3 protein-coding genes and 1 pseudogene are annotated in these 3,323 nt (G+C 53.3%); all 4 read left to right on the top strand.

Annotation, left to right across the window (positions count from 1 at the left end):
• The first annotated feature begins 551 nt into the window (after positions 1–551).
• On the top strand, positions 552–989 hold the full coding sequence (locus ACJROR_RS11780) for a hypothetical protein (protein ID WP_406547194.1): 438 nt from the start codon (positions 552–554) through the stop codon (positions 987–989).
• Complete coding sequence (locus ACJROR_RS11775; RefSeq protein ID WP_406547193.1) at positions 982–1,788, top strand: GTPase; 807 nt, start codon at positions 982–984, stop codon at positions 1,786–1,788. The genes ACJROR_RS11780 and ACJROR_RS11775 overlap by 8 nt, the downstream gene beginning before the upstream one ends.
• 244 nt (positions 1,789–2,032) lie before the next feature.
• A complete protein-coding gene (locus ACJROR_RS11770) occupies positions 2,033–3,121 on the top strand; it encodes a GTPase (protein ID WP_406547192.1) in 1,089 nt (362 codons plus the stop codon).
• A 21-nt stretch (positions 3,122–3,142) separates the two neighbouring features.
• Positions 3,143–3,323 (top strand): annotated as a pseudogene (locus ACJROR_RS11765) (hypothetical protein); the annotation flags it as partial.

Here is a 3,323-nt window from a genome sequence, read left to right as displayed (position 1 = left end):
GGCCGGAACCGCCATCAGCGGGGGACTCTCCCTCATGCTGACCGAGGCTGCCGGCTGGAAGATTGCCGAGCAGTTTTCCCGGGATGCGGCAGGCTTCTCCGGAGAGATCGCTTACGGCTGAGGGGAAGAGGGCTTATTTCCGGCCATGGCCCGGAAAAATGCCGGGGGCAATATCTGAGAAAATTGCCATCAAGAGTTAAGGAAAAATCAGAGGAGACCAGATTAAGAAAAACCGGCAGAAATCCCCGGCTTCAGAATTACCCGCTCTGTTTCAGCTCTTTTGTTTCCATGGAGGATGCGATGATGGAGTATCTCTTAATGCTTGTGATTTTCGGGGCCGCACTTACGGTATGGGGAGCGGTAATCTGCATCTCTCTTCCTTCATAACGTCTCTGCCAGGGATCCGGAAAGCCTTCGCGCCGCCGGAGACAGGGAAACGGAAATCTTAGCCAGGTACCCCGGGGAGATTTCCGGCTATGACCAGAAAAAACGGCACAGGCCGGATTTGAGACAATCTGACTAAGAGTTAACAGAACAGAGGAGAACAGATCATGAACATCAGAGAAACATTGAGATGCCTGAGCATTATCCGCGCTGCTGCCCGCGCTTCCGGCACCGGCTTTTTCAGCATTGAGAATACACCAGCCTTGCCCCTGAGCGCCTCAGCCATGGAAACAATGGTCATGGGTCTTTCCCGGGTATTCGATCCCGCGGGGCTGATTTCCCGGGATGCGGCCATGGGTATAGCTGTTTCCATCCTGAAGAGGAAGCTGGGGATCAGTTCCGGCAGTTATCCCGGAATAAGAATTTCAAAAACTGTTATCTTCGAATTCACTCCCGTATGTATGTTTGTCTGGCCTTCCCTGCATCCTTGGGGCGCCGATGACGACCGGGGGGTTATTAAAGAGGCCGGCTGGGACATTGCCCGGGAATTTGCCCGCCGTGCTGCAATAGCCAAGGTCACCGCCCGGACAGCATGTTTTGAGTGAGCAGGCCGGCAGCGCCGGAAAGACCATGAACGAGGATAAGACCATGAAAGGGAATCAGACCATGAAAGAGGGCAAGACCATGAACAAGGGAAAAAACGCAAAGAAGGCCAAGACCATGAACCGAATCATTTACGCTCGCTATCGTCAGGAAGAGGTGCAGGATTTTCTTAAGGCATCCGGCAAGCAGCGTCTTGATATCCTTTTTGCAGGCGCTACCGGCGTGGGGAAGTCCTCTACCCTGAATTCCCTTATCACCGCCCGGGTCAGCGACGTGGGCACCGGCGTGGATCCGGAAACCTCCGCCATCAAAAAGTACTGTCTTTCCCGCAGCATTAATCTCTGGGATACCCCGGGCCTCGGGGACAGCGCGGAAGCTGACGCCCGGTATGAAATCGAGATCCTGAAGCTTCTTCATGTCAAAAAGTCCAATGCCGACAGTACCGTATCTCCGCTGATTGACCTCGTGGCGATTATCGTGGACGGATCCTCCCGGGAAATGGGCACCACCTTCAAGCTCTTAACGGGGCGCCTGAAGAATCTCCTGGCAACCCGGAAGCTTCTGGTGCTCATTAACCAGGCCGACTGTGCCATGCATACCCACAGGCAGGTTTTCTGGAAGAACCGCAAAGTAGCCAGCCCCGAGCTTCTCACCTTCCTTGATGAAAAGGCCGATTCCGTGATGGAGCGCATCCGGGAATCCACGGGCTTCGATGTGGAGAGACCCCTGTGCTATTCCGCGAAGTACAACTTCAATATCAAAAAGGTGTACGACCGCATTCTGGACACCATGATGCATTAGCAGGAAAGGGTAAGCAGAAACGGCGTGCAGCAGGAACGGGCAGCAGAGGAGATGGCAGATGATAAGCAGGAATGCTGTCAGGGGAGGCCGGAGGAAAACTGAACCTGAAGGACTTGGTTTTCCGTCTTGGCCGAAACAACCGTGTTTTTGCGTTCGGAGCATAATGACCGGAAGCGCGGCAAAACCCGGATTCTGCCTGAAGCTGAGAAATACTTTGGCTGAGAAATACTATGAGAAAGGACAAATGAACAAATTCACTGATACGAACGATTTCACTTTTGTCAACGATGTTATGAAGGAGAGCCTTATGAACGAAAGCGCTATGAAGGAGAATGCCATGAAGAAGAACGCTATGAACAAGCCTAATACCGATGCTGATGCCAGAAAGTCTCCCTTTTCTTCCCTTATTGAAATGATGGAGCAGAGTCCTGAACTCTCCCAGGGCATGACCTCCGATGAACGTGACCGTTATATCAGCGGCGTCAGGGACATTCTCGCCAAAAACCGGGTCAATATCCTGCTGGCAGGAGCTACCGGAGCCGGAAAGAGCACCACCATTAATGCCCTCTTCAACATGGAGGAGGCCAAGGTAGGCTATGGCACGGATCCTGAGACCAGGGAGATCGAGAAGTACACCTTCAGCAATCTGACTCTGTGGGACACTCCGGGCTTCGGTGATTCTCCGGAGAAGGATCGCGCCACGGCGGAAATGATCCGCGATCTTCTGAAGCGCAATAACGATTCCGGGCATCCCCTTATCGATCTCGTGCTGGTAGTGGTGGACGGCTCCTCAAGAGACATGATGAGCACCTTTGAGCTTATTACGAAGGTGATTGCCCCCGGTGTCCGCTACCGTGACGGCATTGTGGTCGCCATCAATCAGACGGATGTGGCCATGAAGGGCCGGCACTGGGACAGCGCTGCCAGAAAGCCGGAACCGGAGCTTACGGCCTTTATGACGGACAAGGTGCGTTCCGTAAAGGAGCGGATCCGTAATTCCTGCGATCTGGGCGTCAACGTCATGTTCTACAGCGCCACGGAGAAATTTAACCTCCTGAAGCTCATGTGCTTTATTCTGGAGAATCTGCCGGATGATGACAAGATGCTCAGTCTTGTTCAGGAGGTCAACCGGAATGACGAGGTCTGGCAGAGCCATGATGAGGAAACCCGGGGCATGGTGGAAGGGATCCTTGGCAAAATCAAAGGCGTTGTCAGCGGTGCCATGTCCGGAGCCGCAGTCGGAGCCAGAATCGCCACAAGCCTTGGTCTTCCCCCTGTTGTAGGCACCATTGTCGGCGGATTTGTCGGCGGTCTTTGCGGTCTTTTCAGTTAACAAAGAAGAAGGAAGAAGATTATGAGAAGCTATGATGATTTTATGACCTATATGAGCGGTGTCATCTCCAAGAATGTTTCCAATGAAGACGAAAGACTCCGGCTGGAGAAGGTTTTGCTGCGTCTTCGGGATGATCAGGCCAATATCATGATTGTCGGCGGCACCGGCGTGGGCAAGTCCTCCACCATTAATGCGCTCTTTG

Source organism: Succinimonas sp., assembly GCF_045225735.1.
Classification (GTDB): Bacteria; Pseudomonadota; Gammaproteobacteria; order Enterobacterales; family Succinivibrionaceae; genus Succinimonas.
The sequence above is the reverse complement of the archived record's forward strand: the minus strand, read 5'-3'. Positions and strand labels throughout refer to the sequence as shown.